This window comes from Wenjunlia tyrosinilytica, from assembly GCF_014646055.1.
Lineage (GTDB): Bacteria > Actinomycetota > Actinomycetes > Streptomycetales > Streptomycetaceae > Wenjunlia > Wenjunlia tyrosinilytica.
On the sequence record NZ_BMMS01000014.1, the window covers coordinates 98,183 to 116,310 of the forward strand.

The 18,128-nt window shown below is 71.7% G+C and carries 14 protein-coding genes and 1 tRNA gene; 11 read left to right on the forward strand and 4 right to left on the reverse strand.

The window, feature by feature from the left end:
- Nucleotides 1-147 precede the first annotated feature (147 nt).
- The 8 genes from IEY86_RS17360 (at nucleotide 148) to IEY86_RS17395 (ending at nucleotide 8,256) form a co-directional block, all read left to right on the forward strand.
- Nucleotides 148-336 (forward strand): ferredoxin, encoded by a 189-nt coding sequence (locus tag IEY86_RS17360; protein WP_189132618.1) that lies wholly within the window; start codon nucleotides 148-150, stop codon nucleotides 334-336.
- A gap of 3 nt (nucleotides 337-339) precedes the next feature.
- On the forward strand, nucleotides 340-1,566 hold the full coding sequence (locus IEY86_RS17365) for an NAD(P)/FAD-dependent oxidoreductase (protein ID WP_189132619.1): 1,227 nt from the start codon (nucleotides 340-342) through the stop codon (nucleotides 1,564-1,566).
- Entirely contained in the window at nucleotides 1,563-2,423 is an 861-nt protein-coding gene (locus IEY86_RS17370) for an acetoacetate decarboxylase family protein (RefSeq protein WP_189132620.1), read from the forward strand. The genes IEY86_RS17365 and IEY86_RS17370 overlap by 4 nt, the downstream gene beginning before the upstream one ends.
- 107 nt (nucleotides 2,424-2,530) lie before the next feature.
- Complete coding sequence (locus tag IEY86_RS17375) at nucleotides 2,531-4,021, forward strand: aldehyde dehydrogenase (RefSeq protein WP_189132621.1); 1,491 nt, start codon at nucleotides 2,531-2,533, stop codon at nucleotides 4,019-4,021.
- On the forward strand, nucleotides 4,014-4,925 hold the full coding sequence (locus IEY86_RS17380) for a 3,4-dihydroxyphenylacetate 2,3-dioxygenase (protein WP_189132622.1): 912 nt from the start codon (nucleotides 4,014-4,016) through the stop codon (nucleotides 4,923-4,925). The genes IEY86_RS17375 and IEY86_RS17380 overlap by 8 nt, the downstream gene beginning before the upstream one ends.
- 14 nt (nucleotides 4,926-4,939) lie before the next feature.
- The gene (locus IEY86_RS17385; RefSeq protein ID WP_189132623.1) at nucleotides 4,940-5,788 is read left to right on the forward strand and encodes a fumarylacetoacetate hydrolase family protein; all 849 of its coding nucleotides are present in this window, start codon (nucleotides 4,940-4,942) and stop codon (nucleotides 5,786-5,788) included.
- A 41-nt stretch (nucleotides 5,789-5,829) separates the two neighbouring features.
- Nucleotides 5,830-6,456 carry a TetR/AcrR family transcriptional regulator gene (locus tag IEY86_RS17390; RefSeq protein ID WP_189132624.1) on the forward strand — a complete coding sequence of 209 codons (627 nt, stop codon included), beginning with the start codon at nucleotides 5,830-5,832 and terminating at the stop codon, nucleotides 6,454-6,456.
- Nucleotides 6,457-6,789: 333 nt separating this feature from the next.
- The gene (locus IEY86_RS17395; RefSeq protein ID WP_189132625.1) at nucleotides 6,790-8,256 is read left to right on the forward strand and encodes an APC family permease; all 1,467 of its coding nucleotides are present in this window, start codon (nucleotides 6,790-6,792) and stop codon (nucleotides 8,254-8,256) included.
- Between the two features lie 100 nt (nucleotides 8,257-8,356).
- On the opposite strand, the gene IEY86_RS17400 is transcribed toward IEY86_RS17395, so the two are convergent.
- Both IEY86_RS17400 and IEY86_RS17405 read right to left on the reverse strand, forming a co-directional pair.
- The gene (locus tag IEY86_RS17400) at nucleotides 8,357-9,088 is read right to left on the reverse strand and encodes a gamma-glutamyl-gamma-aminobutyrate hydrolase family protein (protein WP_229698516.1); all 732 of its coding nucleotides are present in this window, start codon (nucleotides 9,086-9,088) and stop codon (nucleotides 8,357-8,359) included.
- Complete coding sequence (locus IEY86_RS17405; protein WP_189132741.1) at nucleotides 9,085-10,575, reverse strand: aldehyde dehydrogenase; 1,491 nt, start codon at nucleotides 10,573-10,575, stop codon at nucleotides 9,085-9,087. The genes IEY86_RS17400 and IEY86_RS17405 overlap by 4 nt, the downstream gene beginning before the upstream one ends.
- Nucleotides 10,576-10,850: 275 nt before the next feature.
- Between IEY86_RS17405 and IEY86_RS17410 the strand changes: the two genes are divergently transcribed.
- Both IEY86_RS17410 and IEY86_RS17415 read left to right on the forward strand, forming a co-directional pair.
- Nucleotides 10,851-10,927, forward strand: a tRNA-Met gene (locus tag IEY86_RS17410).
- A 437-nt stretch (nucleotides 10,928-11,364) separates the two neighbouring features.
- The gene (locus IEY86_RS17415) at nucleotides 11,365-12,807 is read left to right on the forward strand and encodes a putative glycosyltransferase family protein (protein WP_189132742.1); all 1,443 of its coding nucleotides are present in this window, start codon (nucleotides 11,365-11,367) and stop codon (nucleotides 12,805-12,807) included.
- A 77-nt stretch (nucleotides 12,808-12,884) separates the two neighbouring features.
- Here IEY86_RS17415 and IEY86_RS17420 read toward each other — a convergent pair whose 3' ends face one another.
- Both IEY86_RS17420 and IEY86_RS17425 read right to left on the reverse strand, forming a co-directional pair.
- On the reverse strand, nucleotides 12,885-14,564 hold the full coding sequence (locus IEY86_RS17420) for a glycosyltransferase family 2 protein (RefSeq protein WP_189132626.1): 1,680 nt from the start codon (nucleotides 14,562-14,564) through the stop codon (nucleotides 12,885-12,887).
- A 47-nt stretch (nucleotides 14,565-14,611) separates the two neighbouring features.
- Nucleotides 14,612-16,879 (reverse strand): bifunctional glycosyltransferase/CDP-glycerol:glycerophosphate glycerophosphotransferase, encoded by a 2,268-nt coding sequence (locus IEY86_RS17425; RefSeq protein ID WP_189132627.1) that lies wholly within the window; start codon nucleotides 16,877-16,879, stop codon nucleotides 14,612-14,614.
- 436 nt (nucleotides 16,880-17,315) lie between these two features.
- Here IEY86_RS17425 and IEY86_RS17430 point away from each other — a divergent pair, with 436 nt between their 5' ends.
- Nucleotides 17,316-18,116 carry a SigB/SigF/SigG family RNA polymerase sigma factor gene (locus tag IEY86_RS17430; RefSeq protein ID WP_189132628.1) on the forward strand — a complete coding sequence of 267 codons (801 nt, stop codon included), beginning with the start codon at nucleotides 17,316-17,318 and terminating at the stop codon, nucleotides 18,114-18,116.
- The last annotated feature ends 12 nt before the right edge of the window (nucleotides 18,117-18,128 follow it).

The following is an 18,128-nucleotide window of genomic DNA, read 5'->3' on the forward strand; positions in this document are numbered from 1 at the left end:
ATCCCAAACAGTAGGGACGCGCCCAGCCCTCCGCAAGGGGTTGCCCTCAATTTTTATCCATGTGGATAGCTATTGACCACGCCCGGCCTCCTGCCTATGTTGTTTGGAATCAAACGACTAGTGGGGCGCAGCCTCGGGAGGACCGCCATGAAGGTCGTCGTCGACATGAACAAGTGCCAGGACCACGGACAGTGCGTCTTCGCCGCCCCCGAGGTCTTCCAGCTCGACGAGGGCGCACACCTGGTGTTCGTCGGTGAGCCGGACGACTCGCTGCGCGAGCAGGTCGAGGACGCCGCGGACGTCTGCCCGCTGCAGGCGATAGCGATCGAGGACTGAGGCATGCCCGGACGCATCGTGATCGCCGGCGCCTCGCTCGGCGGCCTGCGGGCCGCCGAGCATCTGCGGGCCGCGGGCTGGAAGGGGCGGATCACCGTCGTCGGCGACGAGCCCCATATGCCGTACAACCGGCCGCCCCTGTCGAAGGAGGCACTGGCCGGGAAGACCTCGTTCGAGTCGCTGGCCTTCCGGCCCAGGGCCGCGGCGGCCGACGTGGAGTGGCGCCTTGGCACCGCCGTGACCCGCGCCCGCCCGGCCGGCCGCCTCGTCGAGCTCGAGGGCGGCGAGCGGCTGCCCTTCGACGGCCTGGTCGTCGCCACCGGGACGCGTCCGCGACGGCTGCGCTGCGAGGGCCCCGTCGTCGGGCGGTACACCGTGCGCACCCTCTCCGACGCCGAGGAGCTGAGCGCGGCCCTGACCCGGCCGGGCGTACGGGTGGTGGTCGTCGGCGCGGGCTTCATCGGCTGCGAGGTGGCCGCCACCGCCATCGGCCTCGGTGTCACCGAGGTCACCGTCGTCGACCCCGAGCCGCTGCCCATGCTGCGCCCGCTCGGAGAGCTTCTCGCTCGCGCGCTGCGCGAGCGGCACGAGGCACGGGGTGTGCGGTTCGCCCTGGGGCAGGGCGTGGCCGCGTACTCGGGCGAGGACCGGGTCACGGGCGTCGTGCTCACCGGCGGCGCCGTACTGCCCGCCGATGTGGTGGTGGAGGCGGTCGGTACGGTCTCCAACACCGAGTGGCTCGAGGGCAATGGCCTCGACCTGTCCGACGGAGTGCTCTGCGACAGCGCTCTGCGGGTCGGCGGGCTGCCGTACGTTGTCGCGGTCGGCGATGTCGCCCGCTTTCCGAACGCCCGCTACGACGATGTGCCGCGCCGCGTCGAGCACTGGTCGATCCCCGGTGACACCGCCAGGCACGCGGCGAGGACCCTCGTCGCCGCACTCACCGGGGCGGCCCCGGTCCCCGCGCCGTTCGCCCCGCTGCCCTCCTTCTGGAGCGACCAGTACGAGTACCGCGTCCAGTCGTTCGGCGCACCGGTCCTCGGCACCGCCGACGCCAGGGTCCTGGACGGCGACCCCGCCGGTGACGTCCTGGTCGGCTACCACAGCGGCGGCCGGCTCGTCGGCGTCGTCGCCCTCGGGGGCCCGTCCGCCGCGGCAGCCGCCGCCCGCCACCGCGCCGAACTGCTCCGGCAGCCGGCCCTCACCGCGCAACCAGGAGAAGAAACGTGACCAGCGTCCGCGGCTACTTCCACCCCAAGACGGCGACGGGTGACGCGTCGCTCATCCCCTCGCCCCCGTGGCACTACTCCGGCGACCTCGTGACCGTCGAGTACCGCACCGACCCGGCGCGGGTGCGCGAACTCCTGCCCGAGCCGCTCGGGCTCGCCGAGGAGGACCCGGGCGCGGTGGCGCTCATCTGGGCCGACTGGCAGTCCTGCTCCGACACGGGCGGCGAACTCCTCGACCCGGTGCGCTCCCAGTACAAGGAGGCCTTCGCCGTCGTGCGCTGCTCGTACCGGGGGCGGACGTACTCGCGGTGCGTCTACATCTGGGTCGACAAGGACTTCGCCATCGCCCGCGGCCTGCACCAGGGCTACCCGAAGAAGCTCGGCTCCATCCATATGACCCGCCCTCACCCCTACGGCCCGGCGCCGCGCATCGAGGCCGGGGCCCGCTTCGGCGTGAGCCTGGCCGCCGCCGACCGGAGGCTGGCCCAGGCGGTGGTCACGCTGCGCGAGCCCTCCGAGAGCAATGGCTTCGTCAACGGGCACCCCATGGCCCACCACCGCTGGCTTCCCTCCATCGAGAAGGGCAAGGGCCTGGCACTCGACGAGCTCATCGAGTCGGGAGCCGCCTCGTTCGAGGGCGGCCCGCCGTGGGCCGCGGACGCCGACCTCGAACTCTTCGAGGCCCCCACCGAGGAGCTCGCCCGCCTGGAGATCCACGAGCCCATCGGCGCGTACTACCGCCAGGTGGGGGTGACCTGGGACGGCGGCACGCTCCTGGCGTCGGGCACCTCGGCGGTCGACCGGGCGGTCGAGGGGGCGGTCGAGGGGGCCGGGTCCGTGGACGGGGCGGACGGATGACGCCTCGCCCGCGCCGTTCCGACGGCCCAGCAGGGCATCGGCCGCGGCTCTCCCCGGCGCCCGCCGAGCTCACCCCACCCGACCGGCACACCCTTGGAGACCCTGACATGCCAGAACAGCCCCCCACCGCCCCGACGGCGGCCGTGGTCGCCGGGGTCGCGGTCGACACCCGGCACTGGATCGGCGGCGAACGCGTGCCGTCCGCACAGACGTTCACCGATGTGTCGCCGATCGACGGACGGACGCTGGCGGAGGTCGCACGCGGCGGCACCGACGAGGCCGATGCGGCCGTGGCGGCGGCGCGGGAGGCCTTCCCCGCGTGGGCGGCGACACCGCGTACCGAGCGGGCCCGGATCCTGCACGCCATCGCCGACGGTGTCGAGAAGCGCGTCGAGGACCTGGCGATCGTCGAGACCCATGACAACGGCGCGCTCCTGCGCTCGCACCGGCGGGGCGTGATGCCGCGCGTGGCGCACAACTTCCGCTTCTTCGCCGACTGGCTGCTGAAGCTCGAGCACGAGGACTTCGACACCCGCGGCCACACCAACCACGTCTCGTGGGACCCGGCAGGCCCCTGTGTGCTGATCACCCCCTGGAACGCGCCGCTGATGCTGGCCACCTGGAAGGTCGCCCCGGCGCTGGCGGCAGGCAACACCGTCGTCCTCAAGCCCGCCGAGTGGTCCCCGCTGACCGCGTCATTGCTCGCCGACATCGCCGCCGAGGCGGGACTGCCGGCCGGAGTGCTCAATGTCGTCCAGGGGTACGGGGCCGAGGCGGGCAACGCCCTCGTCTCGCACCCGGACGTCCGGCGGATCAGCTTCACCGGGTCCGTGCCGACCGCGCGGCACATCGCCGCGGCGGCCGCCGCGAACCTCACCCCGGTCAGCCTGGAACTCGGCGGCAAATCACCCCTTCTGGTCTTCGCGGACGCCGACCTCGACCTCGCGGTCGATCTGGCGGTCGAGCAGTACGACAACGCCGGACAGGTCTGCCTCGCGGCGACCAGGATCCTGGTCGAGGCCTCGGTCGCCGAGGAGTTCACCCGCCGCTTCACCCGCAGGGCGGCCGCCCTCACCCAGGGCGACCCCCGCGCCGACGGCACCGACATCGGCCCGAACATCCACCCCCGCCAGCTGGAGAAGATCCACGGCTTCGTCGAGCGTGCCCTCGGCGCCGGGGCCCAGGCGGTCGTCGGCGGCGGACCCGACACCGAACTCGGCGGGCTCTACTACCGCCCCACTCTCCTCACCGGGGTCGAGCAGGACTGGGAGATCGTCCAGGAGGAGGTCTTCGGCCCCGTCCTGACCCTGCAGACCTTCGACACCGAGGACGAGGCGGTCGCCCTCGCCAACGGCACGCGCTTCGGTCTCGCCGCGACCCTGGCCACCGGCGACTCCGAGCGTGCCGAGCGTGTGCGCGCGCGGCTCGTGGCGGGGACGGTGTGGGTCAACTGCTTCTTCGTCAGGGACCTTCGGGCGCCCTTCGGAGGCTCCCGCCACTCCGGCATCGGCCGCGAGGGCGGCACCTGGAGCTTCGACTTCTACTGCGACGTGAAGAACGCCGTGACGGCCCCGAAGGGATGGCGCGACCATGGGTGAGATCGTCGGCGCGGGCCTGCTCGCGCACGTGCCCACCATCGTCCTCCCCGAGGCCGAACGCCTCAGGCTCAACAACGGCAAGGAGATCACCCTCGTCACCGGCCTCAACCGGCTGCGTGAGGAGGTGTTCGCACGCGACGACTACGACACCGTGGTCGTCCTGGACTCCCACTGGGCCACCACCGTCGAGTTCGTGGTCACCGCACAGCAGCGCCGCGCCGGGCTGTTCACCTCCGAGGAACTGCCGCGCGGAATGTGCCGGATGCCGTACGACTTCCCCGGCGACCCCGAACTCGCCCGCAACATCGCGAGGTTCGCCGACAAGCACGGCACCTGGATCACCGCGATCGATGACGAGTACCTGCCGATCTACTACGCCACCGTCAATCTGTGGAAGTACCTCGGCGAGGGCCTGCCCGGCAAACGCTGGATCACCATCGGCGTCTGCCAGAGCGGCGACATGGAGGACCACCTGCGCCTCGGCCGGGCGCTCGCCGACGGCATCGCGGCCACCGAGGGCCGCAGGGTGCTGCTGATCGCCTCCGGGGCCCTGTCGCACACCTTCTGGCCGCTGCGCGAGCTGCGTGACCACGAGGCGAGCGACCCCGTCCACATCTTCACCCCCGAGGCGCGGGCGGCCGACAACGAGCGCATCGCCTGGTTTGCACAGGGCCGCCACGACGAAGTCCTGCGCACCATGCCGGAGTTCTGGAAGCACAAGCCCGAGGCCCGCTTCTTCCACTATCTGATGATGGCGGGGGCGCTCGGCGAGGGGGCCTGCACGGCACCCGGCCGCCAGTACAGCGAGTACGAGAACTCGATCGGCACCGGTCAGGTGCACATCTGGTTCGACCGCCCGGCCGGCGGCTGGACCGCGCCCCGAAGCACCGCACAGACGCACTGAACAGGAGTTCTCCCATGCCTGAGTACCGCCGCATCCTGCTGGACGGCGCCGTCGTCGAGGTCGTCCGCGAGGGCGACGAGCTCCTCGCGGGGGACGGCCGGCTCGTCAAGGCCGACGAGGCCCGGCACCTTCCCCCCGTGGTCCCGTCCAAGATCGTCGCCGTGCACCTCAACCATCGCAGCCGGGTGGAGGAGTTCGGGATCGACCTGGCGCCGACCCCGACCTACTTCCACAAGCCGACCTCCTCGCTCAACTCCCACAAGGGCGCCATCGTGCGCCCCGAGGGCTGCAAGTGGCTCAACTACGAGGGCGAGGTCGCCATCGTCATCGGCCGGACCGCGCGCAACATCTCCCCGGCGCGGGCCGGCGACCACATCGCGGGCTACACCGTGGCCAACGACTACGGCCTGCACGACTTCCGTGACACCGACGCGGGCTCGATGCTTCGGGTCAAGGGCTCGGACACCCTCTGCCCGCTCGGCCCCGGCCTGGTCACCGACTGGGACTTCCACGGCAAGTACCTGCGCACGTACGTCAACGGGGAGGTGGTGCAGGACGGCTCGACCGACGAGATGGAGTGGGACATGCACTACCTCGTCGCCGACATCGCCCGCACCATCACCCTGTACCCGGGCGATGTGCTGCTGTCCGGCACCCCGGCCAACTCACGGCCGGTACGGCCCGGTGACGTGGTCGAGGTCGAGGTGGAGGGGCTGGGCAGGCTCACCAACCACATCGTCACCGGCCCCACACCCGTCCGCGACGACGTGGGCGCGCAGCCGACGGAGTCGGAGGAGGTGCTGTCCACGGCGCTGGGCGGCGACTGGGAGTTCCGCGGCATCCGCCCGCCGAGGCGCGGCTGAGAGGGCTCCGGTGAGCGCGGGACGGCGGGTAGGGTCGCGCCATGGCCGAATCCGCCGCGGACCCCGGGCCCCGGTCGCGTCCCCGCAAGCGCGTGGGATACGGCGAGGGGCGCGAGGCGCTGCTGACCGCGGCCGTGCGCGTGGTGGCCCGGCGGGGTCTGCGTCATCTGACGTACCGCGCCGTCGCGCAGGAGGCCGGGGTCACCCACGGCCTGGTCGTGCACCACTTCGGCTCCCGCGACGCGCTGATCGAGGAGGCCCTGGCCCACGCCGTGCGGATCAGCCTGAGCAGCGCCGCGCTCGAACCGGGGACCGGCATGGTCGACGACTTCTCCACCGGGCTGTCCGAGATGGTCGAGGCGGACCCGGACACCCAGCTCTTCCAGTACGAGCTCCTGCTCGAGTCGCGGCGCCGGCCGGATCTGCTGCCGCAGGTGCGCCGGCTGTACGAGGAGTACTTCGGCGCCACCGAGCGGGAGCTGTCACGGATGCTGCCGGCCGGGGCGACACCGGCCCTTGTGCAACTGGTCTTCTCGGCCCTGGACGGCCTGGTCCTGCACCAGCTGACCCTGGGGGAGCGGGAGTCGACGAACGCTGCCCTCGAGGAGTTGCGGTCGCTGCTGCGGCTGCTCGACGCGGACGCTCCCCCAGCGGACCGCAGCCCCTGAGCGAGCCGCAGCCGCAGCCCCTGAGCGGACAGGGCCCCAGCCCCTGAGCGAGCCGCAGCCGCAGCCCCTGAGCGGACAGGGCCCCAGCCCCTGAGCGAGCCCCAGCCCCAGCCCCTGAGCGGACCGCACAGTGCGGATCGCGGTCGGGTCACGCGGTCGTAAGGAATCAAACAATCCGCCGGATTCCTTGCCGCACCCCCTTGCCGTACGGACCGTTCCGGCCCACCATGAGGCAACTCGTTTGGATGTAAACGACAAACTCCCGGAGCCTCTCCGCGAATCCCCCGCGAACCCCCGCGCTATCCTTCCTCCCCTGAACAGCAGGTGAACGGTATGGACACTTCGACGACCGCCGACCGGCACGGAGCCAAGGGTGACGCCCCCGCGGCCGCCGGCTCCCTCAAACGCGACGCACTCGGCGTCCTGGGCATCCTTTTCTTCGTACTGTCCGCGCAGGCACCGCTGACCGGTATCGCCGGAGCGGTCCCCATCGCCGTCGCGATCGGCAACGGCACCGGTGTCCCGGCCGCCTACCTGGCGGCGGGCGCGATCGTCCTGGTGTTCTCCGTCGGCTTTGTCGCCATGAGCCGCTATGTCGTGGACGCGGGCGCCTTCTACCGGTACATCGGCAAGGGGCTCGGCCGGACGACCGGCTCCAGCAGCGCCGGGGTCGCCCTCTTCGCCTACAGCACCATCCAGGCCGCCATGTACGGGCTCTACGGCGCGATCGTCAACGGGCTCGCCGTCACCCATCTGGGCCTCGATGTGCCCTGGTGGGCGATCGCCCTCGGCACCATGGCGGTCGTGCAGGTCCTCGGCGCCGCCGGGATCGAGATGGGGGCCAAGGTCCTGGCGGTCTTCGTGATCGCCGAGACCGGCATCCTCCTCGTCTTCGGAATCGTCAGCCTCGTCAAGGGCGGCGGCCCCGAAGGGCTCGGATTCGCGCACAGCTTCTCGCCGGCGTCGGCCCTGGACGGCGCCCCCGGTGTGGCGCTGATGTTCGCGATCGCCTCGATGTTCGGCTTCGAGGCCACCGCGATCTACGGCGAGGAGGCACGCGAGCCGAGCCGGACCGTCCCGCGCGCCACCTACCTCTCGGTCGGCCTGATCACCGCCTTCTTCGCCTTCATCTCCTGGATGCTGGTCTCCTCGTACGGCGCCTCCAAGGCCACCGCGGCGGCGGGGACGGCGTTGGCGAACGGTGACACCACCTCGTTCGTCTTCGCCCCGATCGGTGACCGGCTCGGCGCCTGGACCGGCGACGTGCTGCCCTTCCTGCTGGCCACCTCGCTCTTCGCGGGCATCCTCGCCTTCCACAACTCCGCCAACCGCTATCTGTTCGCCCTGGGGCGCGAGGGCCTGCTGCCGAGGTCGCTCAGCTCCCTCAACAGCCGCCAGGCGCCCCGCACGGCCGGAGTCGTGCAGACGGGTGTGTCCGTGGTCCTGGTCGTCCCGTTCGCGCTGGCCGGCAAGGACCCGGTGCTGAGCCTGTTCTCCTGGGCCAGCGGGGTCGCGGTGCTGGCGATCATGACGCTGTACTTCCTGACCTCGGTCTCCGTGGTCGTCTTCTTCCGCCGCGAGCGGTACGACAACCGGGTGTGGAACACACTGGTCGCCCCCGTCCTGGGCGCGCTGGGGATCGCGGGTGCCATCTGGGTCATCCTCGCCAACTTCACCACCCTCATCGGCGGCGACCGCATCACCGCCACCTGGCTGGCGCTCACCGTGCCGGGCGTCCTTGCGCTGTGCGCGGCGCTGACCCGGCTTCCGCACGCGCGGCGGGCGCTGTCGCAGGACTGACCGGGCGCACAAGAGCGCGGCCGGGGCCCCGGCGGGTCCCGGCCGCGCGGGTGCGAGCGATCGGCCCCCGGCCGTGCCCGTATCCGTACGCGTCGCTCCTTCAGCGGCGGTGGTCGCGGGCAGCCGTGACGAGGGCGTTGAAGAGCCCCTGCTGGGCCGGGTCCCGATGGGCGGTGTCCTCGGGATGCCACTGGACGGCGGTGAACCAGCCGGGAGCCCCCGACAGCTCGAGCGCTTCAACGGTGCCGTCGGCGGCCCGCGCGGTGACGGTCAGGCCGTCCCCGGTACGCCCCAGTCGCTGGTGGTGGTAGCAGGACGCCTCGGCCTTGCCGACGCCGGCCGCCCGCTCGAGGAGCGAGCCCCGGCGAATCGCCACGGGGTGGAGGAGGTGGCGGTGCTCGTGCTCCGGGCCGCCCATGTCCTGCTGCAGTGTGCCGCCGAGCGCGACATTGACGACCTGGAGTCCCCGGCAGATCGCGAGCAGCGGCAGCCCCGTGGCGAGAGCGCTGCGTGCGGCCTCCAGGTCGAAGCCGTCCTGCTCGTCGTCGACGTCGTAGACGCTCTCGTGTGCCTCGGTGTCCCCGTAGCGGCGCGGGGCGAGGTCGCCGCCACCGGGCAGCAGGACGCCGTCGAACCGGGCGAGTCGGGCGGCCACCTCGGCGGGGTCGGCGGTGCCCCCGGGGGCGTGCGGGTGGATGGTCGCCGGCTCGCCGCCCGCCCGCCAGACCGCCTCGACCAGGGCCCGGGCATTGACCTCGGCGGCGAAGCGCAGCGCGGAGGTCGAGGCGGCGAAGCGGGCCGGGATCGCGATCAGGGGCCTGGACGCCGTCACAGCTGGATCCAGGTGGTCTTGAGCTCGGTGTACTTCTGCAACGCGTGCGCCGACTTGTCACGGCCGTTGCCGGACTGCTTCATACCGCCGAAGGGGACGGTCAGGTCCCCCTCCTCGTAGCAGTTGACCCAGACCGTCCCGGCCTTCAGGGCGCGGGAGACACGGTGGGCGGTGCTCAGGTCGGAGGTCCACAGCCCGGCCGCCAGGCCGTACTCGGTGGCGTTGGCCAGCGCGACCGCTTCGTCGAGGTCGTCGAAGGTGAGCACGGACAGCACCGGCCCGAAGATCTCCTCGCGGGCGAGGCGCGAGCCGGGGGCCACCCGGTCGAAGACGGTCGGCTCCAGGTAGCTGCCGCCCAGGTCGGTGGCGGCGCGGGCGCCACCGGTGCGCAGGCGGGAGCCCTCGTCGACGCCGGTGCCGATGTGGCCGAGCACCTTCGCGAGATGGCGCTCGCCGACGAGAGCGCCCATCTCGGTGGCCGGGTCGAGCGGGTCGCCGACCCGCAGGGCGCGGGCTCGTTCCACGACGGCTTCGGTGACGCGCTCGGCTATCGAGGAATGCACCAGCAGACGGGAAGGGGCGGTGCACATCTCGCCCTGGTTGAAGAAGATCCCCCAGGCGGCGGTGGCCGCGGCGCGGTCGAGGTCGGGGGCGTCGGGGAGGACGATGTTCGGCGACTTGCCGCCGAGCTCCAGCCAGACGCGCTTGAGATTGGAGTCCGCCGCGTAGTGCAGGAAGTGGCGCCCGACGGCGGTGGACCCGGTGAAGGCGAGCACATCGACATCGGGGTGCAGGCCGATCGCCCGCCCGGCGGTGGGCCCGTCGCCGGAGACGACGTTCAGCACGCCCGGCGGCAGCCCGGCCTCGGTCGCCAGCCGTGCGAGCGAGAGCCCGGACAGCGGTGAGCACTCGGACGGCTTCAGCACGACCGTGCAGCCGGCGGCCAGGGCCGGGGCCACCTTCCAGGAGGCGAGGGTCAGCGGGAAGTTCCACGGGACGACGGCGCCGACCACGCCGGCGGGCTCACGGGTGACCAGGGCGAGCGCGTCGGGGCGGACATGCGGGGACTCGTCGGTGAGCTTGTCGGCCAGTTGCCCGTACCAGCGGAACGTGGTGATCGCGGCGCGCAGCTCGATGTCGTAGGCGTCGGTGATGGGCTTTCCCATCTCCAGGCTGACGGTGAGGGCGAGCGCGTCCCGCCGCTCCTCCAGCAGCTCGGCGATCCTCAGCAGCACCCGTCCCCGGTCCGCGGGTGCCAGGCGTGGCCACGGTCCGGAGTCGAAGGCGCGCCGGGCGGCGGCCACGGCGAGATCCACCTCGGCGGTCCCGGCATCGGCCACGTCGGTCAGCACCTGTCCGTCACGGGGTGAGACAACCGCGAAGGCGGCTCCGCCTCCGGGCTCGTCCACGCCGTCGATGTGGTGCTGATCGGGCAGGTCCAGCAATGCGGCACAACGCAGCCAGTCATCGCGGGTGACATCCACCATCAGGGCCTCCATGTCCCACCCTCATTTCATTTGAGTCCAAACAATATGGGTGCGGGCGGGGGCTGGGCAAGGCGGTGGGCGGCGAAGGCGGGGGAGCGCGGACGCCGGGCAAGGTGTGGGGGAGCGGGAGCGCGGGCGGGACTGGTGAGGCGGCGAAGGCGGGGGAGTGCCCCGCGCGGGGGTGGCCATCGCCGGGTCGGGGTGACCCCGCGCGAGCGCCACGGGAAATGAATTCGCCTCATGGGCGGCCGGTGCCGTAGAGTTCACAGCACCGACGCGGGGTGGAGCAGCTCGGTAGCTCGCTGGGCTCATAACCCAGAGGTCGCAGGTTCAAATCCTGTCCCCGCTACCACGACGCAGGGCCCGGCACACTCGTGCCGGGCCCTGCGTGTTTCACGGCGAGTCCCGGCCGGGCCGCTCCGCCGAGGTGCGAGGGCGACGAGCACGTCAGGTCCACGAGGTCCACGAGGTCCACCGGGGCCGGCGGGTCCACCAGGTCCGACGGGTTCGACGGGTCCGACGGGTCCGACGGGTCCGTGACGGAATGTCCCCTTACGATGCATCTGTGGATCTCGACCACACACGCCCGTACGGGGCCGCGCCGTGAAGACCCGGGCGCGGTCCGGCCCGGGCGGGGCCGAGGGCAGTGAGCCGTCCGCCCCCGGTGCGGCTTCGGGCGACGCGATCGGCCGCACTCGCGCGACAGCCCGGCTCTCCCGACTGTGCCGCGATACCGCGTACCGGGCGGTCCTGGTGGCAGCGCTCCTCGTCGTCGTGCTGCTCTCGCTGATGGTCGTCCGCCTGCCGTGGGCCGGAGACCTGGGCATGCACGCGGCGGTGCTCGAACGGCTCATCGCCCACCCCGCGCATCCGGGCAATCCGCTGGTCGACGCCGACACCCCGAGCCCCTACTACTCTCCATGGACCGTGGCGCTGGCACTGCTCGCCCGTGCCACCGGGGCGACGACCTTCCAAACACTGCGCATCGCCGCCCTGATCGACCTGGTCCTCCTGGTGAGCGGTCTGCGCCTGTATGTGCGCACCTTCACCAGGCGGCGCTGGGCGCTCCCGCTGGCCGTGCTCTGTCCGACCCTGCTCTGCGGCGTCCGACTGTTCACCTGGAGCGGGTACCCCGGCCTGACCTCGCTGTCCCTGTGCCTCGCCTATCCGAGCACCTTCGCCCTGGGCCTCTCCTTCCATCTGTGGGCCCTGGTGCGCCGAGCGCTGCGCGACGGATGGCGGCTGCCCGGGTATCTCGGACCGGGTCTGATGCTCGCCGTCATCGCCTCGAGTCATCAGTTCACCGGGGTCGTCGCGGTGCTCGGGGTGCTGGGCGTCGTCCTGGGTGCCCGGCCGCGGCCGAGCCGGCGGGTGTGGCCGCGGCTTGCCGCCGGGGCCGTCCTGGCCCTGGTGGTCCTGGGGGCCTGGCCGTACTACTCCTTCTTCTCCCTGCTCACGGTCGGCGGTCTCGAGGAGATCCACCGGCCGCTCTACCAGCACCTTCTTGCCCACTTCGGACTGGTGCTGCTGGGCGTGGCGGCACTGACGGTGCGGTTTCGCAGGGACCGCCGCGATCCGCTGGTGCTGTTCTTCGCCCTTGGCGCGCTGGTGTACACGGCGGGCGGACTGACCGCCCACTGGTCCTGGGGCCGGGTCCAGCCCGCGATGCTCATCCCCGCCCAGATCGCGCTGGCCGTCGAGGTCGCGGGTGCGAGCGGCCGAGCGGTCCGCCGGGTACTCACCCCGCTGACCGCTGCGGCGCTGCTGGTGGGAGCCTGGGTCCAGGCGGGCACCTTGGGCTATGTCCTCCGCGAGGACGCCGTCCCGCCGGTGCTCCGGGGCGTCCCCGCCCAGAAGGCCTGGCGGGGGTACGGCTGGCTGGACGGGCGGGTGGCCGACGGCGACACGGTCATGACCAAGGACTACTTCGCCCAGCGGATGATCCCCGCGTACGGCCCCTACACCGTCGCCCCCGCCTACCCCGACTTCTTCCTGCCCGACGAGCGGCAGCGCCACCACGACGTGGAACGCTACTTCGCCGACGGGACACCGCGCCGGGAGCGTGCGGCCATCCTGGCGAAGTACCACGTGCGGTGGATCGTGAGCCGCCCCGGCGACGGCGGCCTCGCGCCCGACGACCCGGCGGTGCGGCTTGTGGAGCGAGGTCCCCGGCACGAGCAGCTGCTGAGGTTCCTGGGCGGCACGCCCCGGGAGGGCCGCGCGGCGCGGTAGACGCCGTCAGCGCTCCCACCGCTCCCACCGCTCCCAGCGTGCTCAGCGTGTTCAGCGCCGTTGGGGCTTCGCGGCCGTCAGCGCACCAGGCTGCGCATCAGCGCCCGGGTCCGCTTCAGCCGCGGGCCCACGGTCCGGCGCAGGGCCGGCAGATACGGCTCGGCCGTCGCCAGCAGGCCACTGCGCTGCCAGACCACCTGGAGCCGGCCGCTGCCCCGGCCCTCCGGTTCGACGGTGACGAGGTGTTCGCTCGCGGGCCTGCCCTGCGTGACCAGCCGGTGGAAGGCGGGAAAGGAGAGCGGAGCCAGCAGCGGCCCCGTGTGGTAGCGCCGGTGCCGCCCGATGGACAGCACGGGGTGGCGCGCCCCGCTGAAGCCGTGCAGGGGCAGCGGCACCGCTGACAGGTCGAGGGTGACGGCGCCCTCGTACAGCCCCGGCCGGATCAGTTCGAGTCTGAAGGATGTGCTCAACCGCCCGAGGGCGGCCGCCAGATGCACGGTCGCGGCCACGGGGCCCATGGGCAGGTGGAGCACCGGGTCGAACGTGCGGATGCTCAGCCGTACCTTCGCCTCGGGGAGCGGCTCGATCGATGTGATCTCGTGCCGCAGCAGCGCATGGTGGAACGCGTGGGCGCCCAGCGCCATGTCGGTCACGTCCAACTCCCGGGCGGCGCTGGGGCCGTCCGGCAGCTCGGAGCCCCAGTAGACCTTGCCCGAACCGTCCTTGACCACCTCGCGGGGGCCGACGGGACGCCCGAGCCCTCTCGCCGCGAGCCGTGCCTCCTCGTACCGTCCGCTGCGCAGCAGCTGGATGCACACCCGCTGGTCGCGAGGGAGCCGTTCGAATGCCTCGGGGGGGAGGGTGTCCAAGTAGGGGCAGGTCGCGTCGGCGAACAACCGGATCCAGTCCGGGCCGCGGTGCGGCAGGTCCCCGGTGTACATCCTGAAGTCGTGCTTGAGGAACTTGTAGTCCTTGTCGGGCTTGATGCCCACGTGTCCGCTGCGGGCCAGGAACTCGTCGACGAGGCGGGCGACATGGACGCGGTCGCGCACATTCTCGATGCGGTGCCGCTGGTTGGAGATGGACAGCGCCTCGGCGGCCTCGTAGGGGGAGAGGTACCAGCGGTACACCGGGTCGGGGACGATCGTGAACGAGTCGGCCAGGCAGTACGCCTGCGTGGAGAACAACTGGTCCTCGTAGTGGATGCCGAGCGGGAAACGCAGGTGGTGACGGTCCAGGAACTCCTTGCGGTACATCTTGTTCGTGGACAGGTGGTCGAACAGCAGCCGGGGATGCTCCTCGATGCCGTGGACCGTGCGCCTCTCGGTGAACAGGTGGGGGTGCCAGTGGCTGACGGTCCCGCTGTCGGTCCTCACTCGCTCGACGGCTCCCATGGCGAAGTCCAGCCGGTCGTCGGCACGCAGTGCTTCCAGCAGCACCCGGCAGGCGTCCGGCGGCAGTTCGTCGTCGCTGTCCAGGAACATCAGGAAGGGGGCGTGGGCACGTTCGACCGCCGCGTTGCGCGGGGCGCTGCAGCCGCCGCTGTTGCGGGGCAGCCGGATATATGTGATGCGGTGGTCCCGGCGGGCCAGTTCGCACGCGACCGTCGGAGTGCTGTCCGTCGAGTGGTCGTCGCTGATGATGATCTCGACATTGCGCACGGTCTGCCGGCGCAGCGACTCCACGGCGCGGGGGAGCCGTTCGGCGTCGTTGTACACGATCACCACGAGGGTGACGTCGGGGGCTGTCAGTGCCATGGGTTCTCCTGCGCTCGGCGTGCGACCGGTCCCGCGTTCGGCGTGCGTCAACCGAGCGACGCCAGGGGGACGGCCGGTGGCGTCTGGTCCGGTGGCGTCCGGTCGGCCGCGGGTGCCGGGGCGGGGGTGCGGTGCTCGATCGGTACGACCGGCGGTGTGCCGGGAATGCCGAGGAAGACATGGCGCACGACCCGCTCGGCCGCGTGGCCGTCGTCGAACTGGCAGAAGCGGCGCCTGAACGCGGCGCGTCGCTCGTTCGACTCCGGGCCGCGCCACCGTCCGGAGACGAAGACTTCCGCGACATCGTCCTCGGTGCGGGCGACGGGGCCCGGCGGGTGCTCCATGAGGTCGAAGTACACCCCGCGGGTGACCGCGTAGGTCTCCCAGTCGTCGGCGTAGACCACGAGGGGCCGGTCCAGATTGGCGTAGTCGAACATCAGGGAGGAGTAGTCGGTGATCAGTGCGTCGGAGGCCAGAGCCAGTTCCTCGACCGAGGCGTAGCCGGAGACATCGACGACCACGCCCCGGCGGTGCAGCCTCTCGAGCTGAGACGGTCCACCGCTGTAGTAGTAGTGGCCCCGTACGAGCAGCACGAAGTCGTCGCCGAGCCGCCCGGCGAGGCGTTCGAAGTCGAGGCGCGGCGTCCAGCCCGCCTCGTAGTCGCGGTGCGTGGGCGCGTACAGCAGGGCGGTGCGTCCGGGGCGGATTCCCAGCCGTTCGCGGATCCGCCGTACGTCCTCGGCGGTGGCCGTGCAGTACACGTCGTTGCGCGGATAGCCGTAGTCGAGCGAGGTGAACGGGACCGGGACCGGGTAGGCGTGCTCCCAGGTCTCGGTGGAATGGCCGTTGGCGCTGACGCTGAAGTCCCAGCGCCCGCAGCGTTCCAGCAGGGCGTCGTAGTCCTCGCCGCCTGAGATGGCCGGGAAGGCGAGCTGGTCGGTGCCCATCCGCTTGAGCGGGGTTCCGTGATGGGTCATCACATGCACCTGGCCCGGCCGCTTGACCACGAAGTCGGGGAAGTTGACATTGCTGACCAGGTACTTGGCGCGGGCGAGCACCTGGAAGTACCGGCGGGTCCCGGGGACGACGTGGTCGGCGCCGGTCGGCACGAGCGCGGCGTCCGTGCGCCGCAACACCCACACCTGCCGGATGTGCGGGGCGAGTTCGGTGAGCTTGGCGGAGATCGCGGCCGGGTTGCAGGTCACCGCGCGGTCCCAGTAGGCGGAGAAGACGGCGAGGTCGTCGGCGAGGGGGAACAGCAACTGCTCGCGGTAGTAGCCCTCCCGCGCCATCTCGCCGGTCAGGTGCCTGGCCCCGGTCACGAGGTCGCGCACCGCCCGCCGTCTGCGGTTGGCCGTCCGCAGGGCGCGGTAGCCGGTGTAGCGGTCGTGTTCCAGCAACGAGTGGCGGATGCCGCTCAGGCCGGCGGGGCGCCGGTACGTGCTCGGCAGGAAGCGGGTGAAGCGCTCGGAGGCCCGGTGGAAGAAGTCCGCCCGGGCGCGTTCCGGCATCTCGGAGGAGGCCAGTGCCCGCAGATAGCGGTTGACCATGTGGCTGAAGACGGCGGGCCGGAACTGGTCGGCGTCGGGCCGGGAGTCGAGCAGGTCCATCAGGGCGTCGTACTGGGTGAAGAGGTTGGGGTACTCGGCCAGGGCTTCCGGTGCGGGCCGCGTCCCCGCCCGGCGGCGTACGCAGACGCTGTCGAGCACGGCGAGCCGGTCGGCGGCCAGCAGACTGCCCAGCGCGGGCAGGATCTCCTCGAGGGCGTCCTGGGTGAACAGGTCTCGGTGCTCGAGGTAGAAGGCGGTGCGCAGCAGGCGGTTGCTGAGCGTCGCCGTCGTGCGCAGCAGCCTCGGGCGGTCGGCGAGAGAGAACGCCACGGGGCTGGGTGAGCCCAGCAGCCCGGTGTCACGGCTGGGGATCGCCGGGTTCCACCAGCGTGGGACAACGTGGTCGAAGACCAGGACATCGGGTTCCGCGGCCTCCTCGAGCCGATCCGTCAGGGATCGCAGGGCCCCCGGGACCAGTGCGTCCTGACCGCTGAGGAAGAGCAGGTAGGAGCCGTGGGCGAGCGCCGCTCCGGCGTCCCGGGCAGCGCCCGTCGGCAGGCGTCGCGGCAGATGGAGCACCTTGATCGGGCAGCGGTCGGCGTACTCGTCGAGGATGGCCCCGGTCCCGTCCGTCGAGGCGTTGTCGATGCCGAGGATCTCCAGCGCCGGGCCGTCCCCGGCGGGCAGTCCGAGTGCGCTGTCCAGGCATTCCCGAAGGTGGGCCTGGGCATTACGGGCGGTGACGACGACGCTGACCGTGATCATGGCGGAAGCGGCTCCTGGTCCATGGGCGGCGAGGGTGGGACATATGTGGCTTATGACTCTTTTGTGTGCACACAGGATATGTGTCCCCCATGTTTCGCGCGCGGCGGACGGCGGGGCCCGAGGCTTGAGGGGGTGAGGCTTTTCGGTCTGCGCCGGTTGATGCCGGTCGGTGCGGAGTCTTTCCAGGGTGGGGTCGAGGAGGCGGTCGGCCTGCTCGCGCCGTTCGGGGCGTTCCCGACCGCCGCGGGGTCACGGTCATGGCCTCCTCGCGGCCGTGTCGCGGACCGATCGGTTTGGCCCGGGGGCACCGGGGCATGCGGCCAACAGTGCTTGGGACCTAGGCACGCAGAAATCTCCGCCCCTGCGTGAGCTGCGGCCGCCTGTCCCCGGGCAGGGCGGCCGACCCTCTCACCTCGACACAGAGACGGCACCTGCGATGACTCTCACGACTGCGCCCGATCCGGTTCGCTCCCTCCGGCAGCACACGGACGACCTTCCCGACACCGACGACGACTTCGCCCTTCTGGTGCGGCTCGAGGACGGTCCGCGGCGCGATCGGCTGCGCCAGCAGATCGTCTGTGCCTGGCTGCCGGTGGCCGAGCGCCTCGCGCGCCGCTTCCGCGACAAGGGCGAGAGCTTCGAGGACCTGACCCAGGTCGCGGCTCTCGCCTTGGTCAAAGCCGTCGACCGGTTCGACCCCGGCCTCGGTCACGCCTTCGTCTCCTACGCCGTTCCCACCATCACCGGTGAGCTGAAGAGGTACTTCCGCGACCACATGTGGACGCTCCATGTGCCTCGCAGCATCCAGCAGGCACGAGCCCGTGCCCTGGCCGCCCGCGACGCCCTGGAGCAGGACGGCGGCAGCAGTCCGACCGTCGCCCGGATCGCCGAGCTGTCGGGACTGAGCGAGGAGGACGTGGTGCTCGGGCTCGAGGCTGGAGCGTCGTGCGAGCCGCTGTCGCTCGACGCCCCCAGCAGTGTCACCGTGGACCGGGAACTCGCCGAGACGATGGGCGAGCCGGACGCGGGGATCGAGCTGGTGGTGGACCGTGAAGCGCTCAAGCCCCTGCTCGCGAAGCTGCCCGAACGCGAGCGGCGCATCCTGTATCTGCGGTTCTTCCGCGATCTGACCCAGAACGAGATCGGCCGTATGGTCGGCATCTCCCAGATGCATGTCTCGCGCACCATCACCCGCACCTGCGACCGCCTGCGCCAGGGCATGCTCCGCGCGGCCTGAACGGCCCTGAAC